The organism is Glutamicibacter endophyticus, assembly GCF_048457885.1.
Taxonomy (GTDB): Bacteria; Actinomycetota; Actinomycetes; order Actinomycetales; family Micrococcaceae; genus Glutamicibacter; species Glutamicibacter endophyticus.
Map to the genome: position 1 here is coordinate 2,502,072 of NZ_CP174200.1, position 14,099 is coordinate 2,516,170.

The window sequence follows — 14,099 nt, forward strand, 5'->3', positions numbered from 1 at the left end:
GTGTCGTTAGTGACGCGGAGGGGTGCGGATAAAACCGGTAAACCGCCCGGCGGTCTGCCCGGCATCCGGTGCGACGATCACTTCCTGCGCGACCGGGTAGGTGCTCTCCCCGTCGACCACGGTCAGTTCAGCCTGCGGATCGACTCCGCGCTTGATGACCGCCAACGCGATCGGTCCGGCCTCATAGTGCAGGGCCGCCGAGGTCAAGGTTCCCACCTGACGCTCTCCGAGCATCACCGGCGAACCCTCGGCCGGCAAGGTATGCATGGAGCCGTCGAGGTGCAGGAACACCATACGCCGTGGCGGATGACCGATGTTATGGACCCGGGCGATGGTTTCCTGCCCCTTGTAGCACCCCTTGCTCAGATGCACCGCGGTGCGCAGCCAGTCCAGCTCATGCGGAATGGTGCGCTCGTCCACCTCGTGGCCCAGGCGGGGCTGCCATGCGGCGATACGTAGTGCCTCGACAGCCATCATGCCGGCCAACGGGTGGTCGCCCACCCGTTCCTCCAGCTCGGCCAACGGCACGAGGTGCAGCACCCATGGGCGCTCCACGGCAGGGTGGTCGGCAGCTGAATAGGCGAAGCCACCTTCGCTCACACCCGGCCACGGATCCACCCAACGCAATGCGCTGACCTCATCCAATGGCTTCGTCGCTGCGAGGATCCCGAACTCGTCCGAACGGTTCTCGATCTCCACCCGCAGGGCGAAACGCATCGAGAGCAGGAACTCTTGGAGTGCCTGTCCGCGTCCGGGTTCAACGATGAGCAGCAGCCGGTCCTCGTCGACAAGGACCTTCATCTCATGCTCGATGCGGCCTTGCACCGAGAGCAACAGGGTCTGTGTGCTGTTGCCCGCGGTGAGCGTGTTGATCCGCTGGGTGCTGAGGGTATCTAGCCAGCTCTGCCGGTCTGCCCCGCTGAGTTCCAGAACCTCGAAGTGGCTCAGGTCCGCCAGGGCTTCGCCCTCGGCGAGCTTCCGGGCCTCCCGGGTCGGCGCACCGTAGTGGGCGGCCACTGCGGCGTCCACCCCGGTACCGGCCACGGCACCGGGACGCTGTAGCAACACCGAATGGTATTCGCCCATGGCCTTAACCTTCCGAATCCGTCGGCTCGGGCTCTGCGGAGGACCCGGTTTGACGCTTCAACGCCGCCGAGGCGTGAGCCTTGAGCTCCTTATTGCCCAGCGACACATCCCAGCGCCAGAAGAGGTCTCCGCCGACCAGCCCGTAGATCCGGGTGGAGGAGGCGTAGGACTTGGCGTTCTGACCGCGTAGCAGGGCTTCGGTGGCCAGCTGAATGCGCGGGCCGTCGATAAATCCGTAGTAGAGTTCGCTAATCGCGCCGGGCTGAGTGATCTGCACCTGGATCTTGAAGCCTTCGTCGGTACGCAGCGTTTCCACGTCGTCGGCGGAACGCAGCACCGGGAACGGATCGCCCGGCGTCATGCCCGGGCCCGGATCCGCGTCCTGCCAGGCACGGTCCAGCGACCAATAACCGGCTTCGGCGCTGAGGAAACGTAGCTTGGTGCCAGACTCGTCACTGAGCCAGGCTTCGCTACGGTATTCGAGAAATGGGCCGCCAAGGTCGGAGAAGGTCACCCGTTGCACAAAGTAGGGGTCATCCGCTTCTCCCTCGCCCAACCGGCCGGTACCTTCCCAGGTCCCGATGAGCCAGGACAACGGCACCAGTTCGGGGGTCAGGTCAGTGGGGATATCAAAGGCCATTGGTTGCGTGCTCTTTCTACGCGTCGATGCTTTAACGAATCAACGCACACTTTCGTGTGCGCTGATGCTTACTTCTGCCCCTTGAACAGGCGCTTGACGACCAGTGCCGCGAAGCCTGCCATGCCGAGACCTGCCACGGTGAGCAGGGAGAGGAAGAAAATCTCGAGTGCAAGATAGTTTTCGTTCATGCCCCCATCCTAACGCGCCATAGGGTGCGGTGCGCGCCTCGGGCGCCAGAAGTCATGTGAGCCGCGCCTCGCCGTGGCTCACCAGCGGTAGCTAGCTGCCGCCGAGCAGCTGTAGGGCGTACCAATTGAGGCTGCCGGTCAGCAGCAACATGCAGCTGGCAACGGCCAGCACACCACTCAGCGATCGCACTGCCTTGCTGGTCAGCGACAGGGCACGCACCACCGCCACCACCAAGCCACCTAACGCACCGAAGATCAGCCCGTGTACCCAGTCAAGACCCAAGGGCAGAGCGGTAGCCGCCGCGCCCAGCGCGCCGGCGAGCACCGGGGACACGGGGAGCACGACACGGTCAGGAAGCCGAGTAATGGATAGCGCACCGGCGGCCACAAGGCCCAACAGGCTCAGAATAGTCACCGATAACACCGCTCGATGGTCCCCCAGCGCCACCCAGCCCACGCCTTGAACCGCGATTGTTACGCCGGCGACGCCACTGACCACCGTGGCCAGCCGGTGCTTGGCCGACGCGCCGCGAAACACCTGCGTAATGAAAACCAATAAGAGGCCACAGGCGATCACTTCGACGCTATGGCGATTGGTAACCGGAGGCCCCGAGGCGAGGCCGGCGGCGGTGGCTCCCAGTGCACTGAGCAGGATGACGCTGGTGATCAGCCACGGGGTCTGCGCCCCCGTCAAACGGGGCCAACTCACGGCGAAGAGCACCTGCACGATGACCGCCGCCCCGGCCATCGCCCAAGGGGCAAAAGGCAGCCCGGCGGCAACGAGTAGCAGAGCCGCGGCCAGCAACCCGCAGATGAGGACCTTGATTCGCACTGGTGTTCTTCCCGTCGATGTCGTTACGGCGTTACACGCTGTCAAGTGGTTCTATTCCATATACTGTGACACGTAGAAACGATTTTTTTGTAACGCACACGTGAAGGAGGCCCTGGTGACACGCCTCCTGATTCTCAGTCCCACGGCCACGGAAGTTTCCCAAGTCCTACCCGCATTGGAGCTGTTGCCCTACGAATTGATCGTGCTCCCGGCGAGCGCAGAGTCGCTGGTCAAATGCGATGATTACGAAGCTGTGGTGCTCGATGCCCGCACCGAACTGCTAGCCGCGCGTAATCTCGCCGGGGTACTGCATAGTTCGGTCGCGGTGCCGCTGCTCCTCGTGCTTGAAGAGGGCGGGTTGAGCGTGCTGAGCGATCAGTGGATGTTCACGGATTTTGTGTTGGCTTCGGCCGGCCCCGCCGAAATTCAGGCCCGCGTAAACCGCCTGCAGGTGCGCGCCGAACCCCAGGCCGCACAGCAGGGCCAAGGTGATGAGCCGGAGCACAATGTTCTGGTCATCGATGAGCTGAGCTACACCGCCAAGATCGAAGGACGGGTCCTGGACCTGACCTACAAGGAGTTCGAGCTGCTGAAGTATTTGGCGCAGCACCCCGGGCGTGTGTTTAGCCGCGACCAGTTATTGCACGAGGTATGGGGCTACGACTACTACGGTGGTACCCGCACCGTGGATGTGCATGTGCGTCGCTTGCGCGCCAAGCTCGGCACAGACCACGAACAGCTCATCGGCACGGTGCGTAACGTCGGCTACCGCTACTACTATGACGACGCGGAGAGCTGACGCTAGCTCACCACGCGATCGAAGGCTTAGGGTGAATTCATGAGCGAAAAGTCCGTTGGGAACCTCACCCTGCACGCCACCGATACTTGTCTCGATGAGTTCTACCTGTCCGAAGTCCGCGCGCTGTCACTGGCGGCGCAGCAGGCCGACGGCAATCCGCCACTGAGCGATCAAACCTACGTCAGTTTGGCCGCGGAGGATTCCCAGGCGCTGAGCGTGGGGGCCTACTGGGTCGATGAGCCGGAGCTTGCCAAGTTGGTGGGCTTCGCGGTCGTCCTTCCCTCCACCGATTCCGCGCCAACTCTCGAACTGGTGGTACATCCGGATTACCGCCGCCGCGGCATTGCCGACGCAATGCTCGGCCGGTTGAAAGACACCGTAGATCTCACCGAGGTGCAGGCCTGGGCACACGGTTCCCACGCTGGGGCCAAAGCGTTAGCCGAGAAGCTGGGGCTTTCGGCCATTCGCGAACTGCATAAGATGCATCGTGAAAGCACCGAGGAGCTTCCCCAGCCAGAGCTCCCCTCGGCCATTACCGTACGGACCTTCCGTGTGGGTGAAGACGAACAAGCTTGGTTGCAAGCCAATGCCCGGGCCTTCGCCGATCACCCCGAGCAGGGCTCACTGACCTACCAAGACCTCGATGCTCGCATGTCCGAAGCATGGTTTGACCCCATGGGCTTCTTTTTGGCCCTCGATCAGGACGATCAGGTCGTGGCCTTCCACTGGACCAAGATCGATCCTTCCAGTGCTGGCAACTCGCGCCCTCCCGGCGAGGTCTATGCCGTGGGCGTGATACCCGATGCACAATCGATGGGCCTGGGCCGAGCGATGACCGCGATTGGCATCAATCACCTGCTCGAACAGGGCGTGGCTTCGATCCTGTTGTACGTGGATGGTGAGAACACCGCGGCCCGCCGCCTTTACGAGTCCCTGGGATTCACCTCCCGCGATGTTGACCTGCTGTTCGGTATGCGGGCGATAGACTAAAGAGGAACGGTTGCCATGGCGATGCTGGCATGGACTGAGCATCTACCAGTATCGGCTCTTGCGGGAAGAAGTGAACACGACAATGACAACGCCTTCACATAAAACAGCGACCAAGCTCGAAGACGTCCCTTCCTATAAGACCAATGAGGATCGCATTGTGCCTCCCGAAGAAACCCCGGCTCGCTTGCCCGCCGGCGACATGGGCGGGGAACGCTTTCTCGACCGTGAGCTGAGCTGGCTGCACTTTAACGCCAGGGTGCTGGAGCTCGCGCAAGACCCCGATCTGCCGTTGCTTGAACGCGTGAACTTCCTGTCGATTTTCGCCTCGAATTTGGACGAGTTTTTCATGGTTCGAGTCGCCGGACTCAAGCGCCGCATCGCCACCGGCTTGGCGGTTCCGGCCGCCAACGGAATGAACCCCATCGACCAGCTCGAGCTGATTCTTTCCTCGGCCCACGAACTGCAGACCCGCCACGCGCAGGTGTTCTCGGAGTCGGTGCGTCCAGCGCTGGCCGATGAGGGTATTGAGCTGGTGCGCTGGGATTCGCTGACCGCCAAGGAACGCGAGGTACTCTCCGACTGGTTTATCGCCCAGGTCTTCCCGGTGCTTACCCCCTTGGCCGTCGACCCGGCTCACCCCTTCCCCTACATTTCGGGGCTTTCGCTGAACCTCGCCGTGGTGGTGCGTAACCCGCAGACGGACAAGCAGCTTTTCGCCCGTCTGAAGGTGCCGGACACCATCGCGCGCATGATCAGCATCGACGGCGCCAGGGCAGCACACTCTTCTCATCGTCATGCCCGCTTCATCGCCTTGGAAGAGCTCATCGCCGTTCACCTGGATCTGCTGTTCCCCGGTATGGATGTGGTTGAGCACCACCTGTTCCGGGTGACCCGTAATGAGGATCTCGAGGTCGAAGAGGATGACGCCGAGAACCTACTGCAGGCGCTGGAAAAGGAACTGCTGCGGCGCCGTTTCGGACCTCCGGTTCGCCTTGAGGTCGCCGACGATATTAACCCGCAGGTTCTCGAACTGCTCGTCCGTGAGCTGAATATCGAGGACGATGAGGTGTTCAAGCTCCCCACCCCGCTAGATTTGCGCGGTCTGGGTGTGATCGCCGGTTTGGATCGTACCGAGCTGCACTACTCCAAGCATGTGGGACACACCTCGCGGTTCCTGAACGAGTCGGAGACCGCGAAGGCCGCAAATGTCTTCGCCGCCGTACGCCGCCGCGATATTCTGCTGCACCACCCCTACGATTCCTTCTCCACCTCGGTGCAGGCCTTCCTGGAACAGGCCGCCGCGGATCCGAAGGTTATGGCCATCAAGCAGACCCTGTACCGCACCAGCGGTGACTCGCCGATCGTCGATGCACTGATTGACGCCGCCGAGGCGGGCAAGCAGGTGCTGGCCCTGGTGGAGATCAAGGCACGCTTCGACGAGCAGGCCAACATTTCCTGGGCCCGCAAGCTCGAACAGGCCGGCGTGCACGTGGTCTACGGCATCGTGGGCCTGAAAACCCACTCGAAGTTGTCCCTCGTGGTGCGCAAGGAAGGCGACAAGCTCCGCCGTTACTGCCATATCGGTACCGGCAACTACCACCCGCGCACGGCTCGCTACTACGAGGATCTGGGCCTGCTCACCTGTGACGATGCCGTGGGCGAGGATGTCTCGCGGCTGTTCAACCAGCTCTCGGGGTACGCCCCGCGCTCCACCTACAACCGGCTGCTGGTCGCCCCGCGGTCGCTGCGCGCGGGCCTACTCGAACGCATCGACCGGGAAATCGAGCACGCCGGCGCGGGTCACGAAACCCGCGTGGTCATCAAGGTCAATTCGATGGTCGACGAAGCGATTATCGACGCGCTCTACCGGGCCAGCCAGGCCGGGGTGCAGGTCGATGTGATCGTGCGCGGCATTTGTGCCTTGCGCCCCGGGGTGCCGGGCCTGAGCGAGAATATCCGTGTGCGTTCGATCCTCGGACGCTTCCTCGAGCACAGCCGCGTGTTCATGTTCGCCAATGCCGGGAACCCCGAGGTGTTCATCGGGTCGGCCGATATGATGCACCGCAACCTAGACCGCCGGGTGGAGGCCCTTGTCTCGCTGGGCAACGCCGAGGATATTTCCTGGCTTATCGGATTGCTGGATCTGTACGTGGATGACAGCACGTCCTCGTGGCATTTGGACGGCGAGGGACAGTGGACCCGTCACCACCTGGACGCGGAGGGCAACGCGCTACGCGATATCCAGTTCTGGCTGATCGGGCAGAACAGCCGCCGACGCAATCTTGGGCGTAGCAAATAGTGGCAGCAGATACCAACTCCCCGGCCCACGCCCGGGTCATCTCGCTCCAGCGCTCCAGCGACCCGCAGGAGGTGCGACTGGGCCTGTTTGACGTGGTCGCCGCCGGGGCCATCCCGTGGAAGGTCGTCGACGGCGAGCTGCGCGTGCTGCTCATTCACCGGCCACGCTACGACGACTGGTCGTGGCCGAAGGGCAAGCTCGACGACGGCGAGTCCGTGGCCGAATGCGCGGTACGTGAAGTGTACGAAGAGGTGGGCCTGTCGGTCCACCTCGGGCTGCCGCTGAGCGCCACCGCCTACAGCGTCAAGGGCAAGGCCAAGATCGTCTACTACTGGGCCGCGAAGGTCGCCGATGGCGTCACGGCCCAACCCGACGGTGGCGAATGCGACAAGGTGCGCTGGGTATCTGGCTCCAAGGCCCTGAAATTGCTGACCAATGCCAGCGATCGGCAGCCGCTGGAAGATCTCATGAAGGCTCATAAGAAGGGCCGGCTCGATACCTTGGCGCATATTATTCTGCGCCATGCCAAAGCCAAGCCGCGCGGAAATTGGACCCGCGAGGAGGGTGAGCGCCCATTGGCGGCTACCGGGCGGCGCCAGGCTCAGGCGGTCAGCCGGCTTCTCTCGGCGTGGATGCCGCAACGCGTCTACTCCTCCCCCTGGACTCGCTGCCTTCAAACCATTACGCCCTATGCGGCGAAGTACTCGCTCAAGCCGAAGAAGTTGCGGTCGATGACCGAGTACGCCGCGTCGCTCAAGCCCCACAAGGCGCAGGCGGTTCTGGGCAAAATACTGGCTCGTGAGCAGTCCTCGTTGCTGTGCACGCACCGTCCGGTGCTCCCCCTGTTGCTCGAGGTGCTCTCCGGTTCCATGGATAAGTCCGTCGCCGAGGTGCTACCGGACGAAGACCCCTATTTGGAACCTGGTGGGCTGATCGTGGTTCATCAGGCCCGTGGCAACGGCGGCAAACTGCTCAGCGTGGAAGTTCACAACCCCTACCACGACTGACCGCTGGCTGACTTGGCGTATCGGACCGCGACGGGGCCAGTGAAGAAATTGCATTGTGGCGGCGCGCGACTAATACTGAGAGTGACAGAGATCACCTATCGAGTATGAGGTGCCCCGATGACACAGGATTCATCCTCCCGGCAGCAACCGCACAAGATCGTCCACCAGGGTCTGCGTGTCGATCACGACGAGGGTCGGGGACGCTATTCGCTGTGGCATGGTTCGACCTACATCGGATTCATTGGCTTTTACCGCGAGGGAGATGTGGTGACCTTGCAACATACGATCGTCAATGAGGAGTTCGGTCGCCGCGGTTACGCGCGCGCCCTGTCCACCTTGGTGCTGGATGAGTTGCGGGCCCAAGGGCTGAAAATCGTGCCCGAGTGCAGCTATATCGCCGATTATTTGCATCGCTACCCGGAGTACCAGGACATGGTGGCCAGCTGGCCGGCACAGGACTAGTCAGGGCGCACGTGCGCAATACCTCCTCGCGCGGCCTCGAGCCGCGCGGTGCCGGTGCCCTAAACTTAAGCGGGTGAGCATCCCAACGCCCTATGAAGACCTGCTGGCCGATGTGCTAGCCAACGGCACCCGCAAGGAAGATCGCACCGGCACCGGCACGCTCTCGGTGTTCGGCCGCCAAATCCGCTTCGACCTGGCCGAGTCCTTCCCGCTGATCACCACCAAGCGGGTACATTTCAAATCCGTGGCGACGGAACTACTCTGGTTCCTGCGCGGCGAATCGAATGTGCGCTGGCTACAGGAACAAGGCGTACGGATCTGGAATGAATGGGCCGACGCCGATGGCGAGCTCGGCCCGGTCTACGGGGTGCAGTGGCGTTCGTGGCCCACCCCCGACGGCGGACACATTGATCAGATCGCTCAGTTGGTCACCTCGCTGCGGGAAAACCCGGATTCGCGCCGGCATATCGTCTCGGCCTGGAATGTGTCGGAAATCCAGAATATGGCGCTCCCGCCCTGCCACGTGTTCTTCCAGTTCTACGTGGCCGACGGCAAACTGTCCTGCCAGCTCTACCAGCGTAGCGCCGACATGTTCCTCGGCGTCCCCTTCAACATTGCCTCCTACGCATTGCTAACCCGGATGCTGGCCGCCCAGGTGGGCCTCGAGCCCGGCGAGTTCGTCTGGACCGGTGGTGACGTACACATCTACACCAACCACCTCGAGCAGGTCCGCGAGCAGCTTAGCCGCGATCCCTACCCTTACCCGCAGCTGGAGTTCACCCGCACCCCGGAATCCATCTTCGACTACACCCTCGAAGACTTCGAGCTACGCAACTACCAGCACCATCCCACCATCAAGGGGGCCGTCGCCGTATGAGCACAGCCGCAACACCCAACCCGGTGATCGGCGCGATCTGGGCGCAGGGCATCAACCAGGTCATCGGGCAAGATGGCGCTATGCCGTGGAGCGTGCCGGAGGATCTCAAACACTTCAAGGCCGTGACCGCCGGTCACCCGGTGGTTATGGGTCGGCGCACCTGGGAATCCTTCCCGGCGAAGTTCCGCCCGCTTCCCGGGCGGAGCAATATTGTGCTCACCCGGGATCGCAAAGCGCATGAAGCGCTGCGGCAGGACGGAGCCTTGCCGGTGGCGACCTTCGAGGACGCCCTCGAGCTGGCCTCGGTTTGCGACGGTGCGGAGCAGATCTGGATTATCGGCGGCGGCCAAATCTATGCGCAGGCCATGGATGTGCTGGATCTCGCGGTGATCACTCGGTTACGTATCGAACCGGACGGCGATACTCGTGCTCCGCAACTGACCGAAGACTTCATCTGCAACACGCTGGATCCGGCCGATGGCTGGCACCGTTCCGCCGGTGGCGTTGACTACCGATTCGAAACCTGGACTCGTCCCAAGGGGAGACACCTGTGAAAGATTCTTTTGACGCGCTGAAGAAGCATCCTGAGGCGCTGTTTGTCATCGGCTATATGCTCTTCCCGCTGCTCGCCTTGGTGGCTGCGGTGCTGGGCTTCTTCCTTGTGCTCGGCGGACACAAGATCTTCGGGCTGATCATGCTTCTGGTACCGACGCAGCTGTTTATTTTCGGTGCCTACTGGGCCATCAAGAACCGTAAGGCACTGCTCGAGAACCAGTAGATCTTAGACTGGGCCGCCGAACCTAAAGCCGCGCTGGGTCACCGACCCAGCGCGGCTTTATGCGCTGTAACGAACGAAAACGGCACCCAAGTCAGGGCCTACCATTGGGAGTATGACTTCTTCCGTTGGTTTTGTTGGTTACCGTGGCATGGTTGGCTCCGTGCTGATGCAGCGCATGCTCGAGGAAAACGACTTCGAGCAGCTCAACCCGGTGTTCTTCTCCACGTCGAATGCCGGTGGCGCGGCCCCCTCCTTCGCCGAGGGCGCCGATAAGTTGCAGGACGCTTACGATATTCAGGCTCTGGCTAAGTTGCCGATTATCGTGACCGCTCAGGGCGGGGACTACACCAACAAGGTTCACCCCCAGCTGCGTGCGGCCGGTTGGGACGGCCTGTGGATCGATGCTGCCTCCGCACTGCGCATGAACGATGATTCGATCATCGTGCTCGACCCGGTCAACCGCGATGTCATCGACCGTGGACTGGCCAACGGGGTCAAGGACTTCGTCGGCGGTAACTGCACCGTCTCCTGCATGCTCATGGGGTTGGGCGGGCTGTTCCGCAACAACCTGGTCGAGTGGAGCACCTCGATGACCTACCAGGCGGCCTCCGGTGGCGGCGCCCGTCACATGCGCGAATTGCTCACCCAATTCGGTGACATCAACGCCTCGGTCAAGGCCCAGCTTGACGACCCGGCCAGCGCCATCTTGCAGATCGACCGCGACGTGTTGACCACTCAGCGCGGCGAGCTCGACGCCTCGCAGTTCGGTGTGCCGCTGGGCGGCTCACTGATCCCGTGGATCGATGCAGATCTGGGCAATGGCCAGTCCAAGGAAGAGTGGAAGGCCGGGGTCGAGACCAACAAGATCCTGCATACCACCGAGGAAAACCGCATTATCGTCGACGGGCTCTGCGTCCGTATCGGTGCCATGCGTTCCCACTCTCAGGCACTGACCCTGAAGCTGAAGGAAGACCTCGCCGTTGACGAGATCGAACGCATTTTGGCTGCGGATAACCAGTGGGCCAAGGTGGTTCCGAACGAGAAGGAGGCCACCATGGAGCACCTGACCCCGGTGGCTGCCTCCGGCACCCTGGACATCCCGGTTGGTCGCATTCGCAAGCTGGAAATGGGCCCAGAGTACATCTCGGCCTTCACCGTCGGCGACCAGCTCCTCTGGGGCGCCGCCGAGCCGCTGCGCCGTATGCTGGCCATCGCTCGCGGCCGCCTCTAAAAGGCCAACACACCGGCATTTAGCCGGTTAACCTGCTCCGGTCCGGACACGCTGTGCGCGTTCCGGACCGGAGTTTTTTATGCCACGAACTCAGCGGGCCGCTTCCCATTCGGGGCGCAGTAACGAGTAGAGCACCTGATCATGCCATTGCCCAGCACGCCACTGAGCCTGACGCACCACGCCCTCTCGGCTGAAGCCCAACTTCTCTATGGCGCGCTGCTCGGCGATATTCTCCACCGCCGTGGTCGCCTGTATCCGGTGACGTGGATAATGCGCAAAGAGATAGTCGATGAGTAAGCCCTGCGCCGTGGTGCCGATGCCACGGCCACGGTACGCGGCAAAGATCCCCACGGCGATCTCCCAGCAGGCCGACGTGTTCGCCCGGCCCCAGGCAGTATTGCTGAACCAGTCCACCTTGCCGACAATGTCCGCACCAAGGGTTACCGCAAGTGCCCCGTCCTGTGCCCCAATGTGCTGGTCTTGCTCGAGGCGGGCGCGCAATCCGTTGGTGTTCCAGAATCCAAACCACTGGGCCGTCCCGGCCCCGTCTTCCGATTGGAACTCCTCCTCGATCCGCTCGAGATCACGAGCCACGAGTTTGCGCAGGCTCACCCCGTCCGCCTGCCGTACGTGAGCAGCCATGGCCTCCCCTAACGTCGCGCCCGCGAATAACTCTGTCGAGTTACAGGCTATCGCCAATCAGCAGCGGTTCGTTGTGCAGCAAGATGCCGAAGCGTTCCTGCACCCCGGCGCGCACGGCCCGGGCGATGGCCAGTAGGTCTCCGGCACTGGCCGCCCCGCGGTTGGTCACCGCCAGCGTATGTTTGCTGGAGAGCGAGGCACGGCCCTGCGCGAGCGGGAAGCCCTCGGTGCCTTCGAGTCCATAGCCCTTGGCGTACCCTGCTTGGTCGATCAGCCAAGCGGCGGAGAGCTTGACCTGTCCTTCGGCGGCCACCGGATAATTCGGGGCTCCCTCGGGCAGCGACTCAAGCACCGCGCGATCCACGATGGGGTTGGTGAAGAACGAACCGGTGGAATGTGAGTCGGGATCGTTGACGTCGTAGACCATGCCCTTGGACCGGCGTAGTCGTAGCACCGTTTCACGTACCGCTTCGGCTTCGGCACGCTCGCCTACCGCTACATCTAGTTGCCGCGCAAGCTCCGCGTAACGAATCGGAGCGGACAGCGCATCGACCGGTAGCTCGAAGAGCACCGAGAGCACCACATAGCGCGGCGACCCGGCCACCGACGTCTGCTTAATCAGGGAGTCGCGGTACCCGAAACTCAGTTGCTCATTGCTCAGTTCCACTACCTGGCCCACTTGCCGGTCGTAGGCGCGAATGGAACGCAGCACACTACTGACCTCCGCCCCATAGGCGCCAACGTTCTGCACCGGGGTGGCACCGGTCAGACCGGGAATGCCGGAGAGCGCTTCGAGCCCGCTGAGCCCGGCCTGCAAGGTGGCGCGAACCGTATCGTCCCACGGCTCGCCCGCGGCTACCTCGACGAGCTGGTATCCGGTGCGAGGCGTGATGTTCACCCCGCGGGTGGCAATACGTACCGCGGTCCCCCGATAACCGGCATCGGCGATGACCAGATTTGATCCGCCACCAATCAGTAGCAGCTGCTGGCCCTCTGCGTCTGCCTCGGCGACCGCACGGACCAACTGCTCTTCGCTCTTAGCGGTTACCAGCCGGTCGGCCGGTCCACCCACCGCGCTGGTGGTCAAATCGGCAAGCATGTTCTCACTCAAACTTCGCTCGTTTCTTCGTCATGGTCGGTAGATTCGACAGCCTCGTGCCCGCGGGCGTTGCCTGCCAGCAGGAACGCCATGACCAACAGGAGCCCGATGCAGCTCAGTGCCGGCAGCAGTCCGATGGCATGGGCCAGCAGGCCCAGTAGCGGTGGCCCGCCGAGGAAAGCGCCGTATCCGATGGTTGAAACCACCGATACCCGGCTGGCGGCACGCACCGGATCATCCGAGGCGGCACTCATCGCCAGCGGGAAGGACAGGGCCACCCCCATGCCCCAAATCGCAAGGGCCACGAAGGCCAGTGGCAGGTGATCTCCCCAGGCGAATACCAGTACGCCCAGTAGCGCGCTCAATGCGCTGGCACGAATCATCGCCACGCGTCCGAAGCGGTGTACCAGTTCTCCGCCGAGCAGCCGGGTGATGGTCATCGCGGTGACAAATATGCCGTAGCCCAGAGCGCCGGTGGCCTCGCTGGTGTCATACCCATCCGCCAGAGCCAGGGCCACCCAGTCACCTGCGGCGCCTTCGGCAAGGGCCATACCGAGCACCAGCACTCCAAGCAGTACGGTGCGCGGTTCACGCCAAGCCTGGCGCATACCACCGCCGCGGTGCTCGGTGCTTCGGCGGCTGCCGTCGGGGCCAAAGTAGCGGCTACTGATCAGCACCGTGCCGGCGACAATCAAGCCCATCACCGGGTAGTGCACCGTCAGCGGCAGATCGACGGCCGCGGCAAACACCCCGAGCCCGGCGCCGATGACGGTGCCGATCGAGAAGAACCCGTGCAATACCGACATGATCGATCGGCCCAACGCACGCTCCATGGCCGCGCCCTGTACATTGGAGGCCACGTTCCAGGTCGCCGTGCCGGCGCCCTGCAAAGCCAGGAAGATGCCGGTCACGACAATATTTCCCAGTGCCCCGGCACCTAGGCCCACCATCAGCAGGCCGAATCCGGCCAGGGTGGCGCCAAGCTGCATGATCCGGGTCGCACCCCAGCGAAGCACAAAGCGTCCGGCGAAAGAAACCGCAGCGAAAGAGCCTCCGGTCATGCACAGCAACAGCAGGCCAACGCTGGCGTGATCGAGCACTAGGTCATCCCGCAGTGCCGGCAAACGGGAGACGAGAGCGGAGATCAGCAGTCCACTGGCCATGAAGGA

Annotated in this window: 15 protein-coding genes; 9 read left to right on the top strand and 6 right to left on the bottom strand. The window is 62.9% G+C overall.

The genetic code is table 11. The features are described 5' to 3' along the window. Positions 1-6: 6 nt before the first annotated feature. The 3 genes from ACJD00_RS11635 to ACJD00_RS11645 all read right to left on the bottom strand — a co-directional run bounded on the left by ACJD00_RS11635 (position 7) and on the right by ACJD00_RS11645 (position 2,746). A complete protein-coding gene (locus ACJD00_RS11635; protein WP_418907113.1) occupies positions 7-1,086 on the bottom strand; it encodes a YgfZ/GcvT domain-containing protein in 1,080 nt (359 codons plus the stop codon). Positions 1,087-1,090: 4 nt separating this feature from the next. Next, a complete protein-coding gene (locus tag ACJD00_RS11640) occupies positions 1,091-1,726 on the bottom strand; it encodes an FABP family protein (RefSeq protein WP_418907114.1) in 636 nt (211 codons plus the stop codon). Positions 1,727-2,005: 279 nt separating this feature from the next. After that, positions 2,006-2,746 carry a hypothetical protein gene (locus ACJD00_RS11645; protein ID WP_418907115.1) on the bottom strand — a complete coding sequence of 247 codons (741 nt, stop codon included), beginning with the start codon at positions 2,744-2,746 and terminating at the stop codon, positions 2,006-2,008. 115 nt (positions 2,747-2,861) lie between these two features. On the opposite strand from ACJD00_RS11645, the gene ACJD00_RS11650 reads away from it, so the two are divergent. The 9 genes from ACJD00_RS11650 (at position 2,862) to asd (ending at position 11,189) form a co-directional block, all read left to right on the top strand. After that, the gene (locus tag ACJD00_RS11650; protein ID WP_309406163.1) at positions 2,862-3,545 is read left to right on the top strand and encodes a response regulator transcription factor; all 684 of its coding nucleotides are present in this window, start codon (positions 2,862-2,864) and stop codon (positions 3,543-3,545) included. A gap of 39 nt (positions 3,546-3,584) precedes the next feature. Then, entirely contained in the window at positions 3,585-4,535 is a 951-nt protein-coding gene (gene mshD, locus ACJD00_RS11655) for a mycothiol synthase (RefSeq protein WP_418907117.1), read from the top strand. A gap of 82 nt (positions 4,536-4,617) precedes the next feature. Then, complete coding sequence (locus ACJD00_RS11660) at positions 4,618-6,834, top strand: RNA degradosome polyphosphate kinase (protein WP_418907118.1); 2,217 nt, start codon at positions 4,618-4,620, stop codon at positions 6,832-6,834. Further along, positions 6,834-7,841: an NUDIX hydrolase gene (locus tag ACJD00_RS11665; RefSeq protein ID WP_418907119.1), complete on the top strand. Its 1,008-nt coding sequence runs from the start codon at positions 6,834-6,836 to the stop codon at positions 7,839-7,841. Before ACJD00_RS11660 ends, ACJD00_RS11665 begins: the two co-directional genes overlap by 1 nt. Before the next feature lie 117 nt (positions 7,842-7,958). Then, positions 7,959-8,303: a GNAT family N-acetyltransferase gene (locus ACJD00_RS11670; protein WP_418907120.1), complete on the top strand. Its 345-nt coding sequence runs from the start codon at positions 7,959-7,961 to the stop codon at positions 8,301-8,303. A gap of 73 nt (positions 8,304-8,376) precedes the next feature. Continuing rightward, positions 8,377-9,180, top strand: a complete 804-nt coding sequence (locus ACJD00_RS11675; protein WP_418907121.1) for a thymidylate synthase — start codon at positions 8,377-8,379, stop codon at positions 9,178-9,180. Beyond that, positions 9,177-9,734: a dihydrofolate reductase gene (locus ACJD00_RS11680; RefSeq protein WP_418907122.1), complete on the top strand. Its 558-nt coding sequence runs from the start codon at positions 9,177-9,179 to the stop codon at positions 9,732-9,734. The genes ACJD00_RS11675 and ACJD00_RS11680 overlap by 4 nt, the downstream gene beginning before the upstream one ends. Further along, positions 9,731-9,958: an NF038396 family protein gene (locus ACJD00_RS11685; protein WP_418907123.1), complete on the top strand. Its 228-nt coding sequence runs from the start codon at positions 9,731-9,733 to the stop codon at positions 9,956-9,958. The genes ACJD00_RS11680 and ACJD00_RS11685 overlap by 4 nt, the downstream gene beginning before the upstream one ends. A gap of 112 nt (positions 9,959-10,070) precedes the next feature. Further along, positions 10,071-11,189: an aspartate-semialdehyde dehydrogenase gene (gene asd, locus ACJD00_RS11690; protein WP_418907124.1), complete on the top strand. Its 1,119-nt coding sequence runs from the start codon at positions 10,071-10,073 to the stop codon at positions 11,187-11,189. Between the two features lie 90 nt (positions 11,190-11,279). On the opposite strand, the gene ACJD00_RS11695 is transcribed toward asd, so the two are convergent. From ACJD00_RS11695 to ACJD00_RS11705, 3 genes are read right to left on the bottom strand one after another with little or no spacing between them, the layout of a single operon-like run. Further along, positions 11,280-11,831 (bottom strand): GNAT family N-acetyltransferase, encoded by a 552-nt coding sequence (locus ACJD00_RS11695; RefSeq protein ID WP_418907125.1) that lies wholly within the window; start codon positions 11,829-11,831, stop codon positions 11,280-11,282. Between the two features lie 40 nt (positions 11,832-11,871). Beyond that, positions 11,872-12,930 (bottom strand): UDP-N-acetylmuramate dehydrogenase, encoded by a 1,059-nt coding sequence (locus ACJD00_RS11700; RefSeq protein WP_418907126.1) that lies wholly within the window; start codon positions 12,928-12,930, stop codon positions 11,872-11,874. Between the two features lie 8 nt (positions 12,931-12,938). Then, on the bottom strand, positions 12,939-14,093 hold the full coding sequence (locus ACJD00_RS11705) for an MFS transporter (protein WP_418907127.1): 1,155 nt from the start codon (positions 14,091-14,093) through the stop codon (positions 12,939-12,941). Positions 14,094-14,099 lie beyond the last annotated feature (6 nt).